Genomic DNA, 270 nt, shown 5'->3' with positions numbered 1-270 from the left:
CACCTCAAGCAGCAATTGCAACAAATACGGCAGCGGATTGAAGCGTTTGAGGGTGGCGGCGCGAAACTCAAAACTCACCGACCAGTCCAGCGGGCTGGACTGGCCACTGTCGGAGTACACCGGCGCTGGCGGACTCAGTTGCGTAGCCTCCAGCAGACTGACCTCGACCATGCTCACGTCATCGCGGGCCTCGCCGCGAAAATCCCGCAGGGCCTGTTCGATTTCTTCGAACAGCGCATCAGGCTGACGATTGACTGCAAACACCTGCTC

1 pseudogene is annotated in these 270 nt (G+C 59.6%); it reads right to left on the bottom strand.

Annotated elements, in window-relative coordinates:
• A pseudogene (locus ACZ3GY_RS24005) lies at positions 1 to 270 on the bottom strand (fused response regulator/phosphatase); the annotation flags it as partial.

The organism is Pseudomonas sp. PME37.24/006, from assembly GCF_055556635.1.
This window is presented reverse-complemented; position numbering and strand designations above follow the sequence as displayed.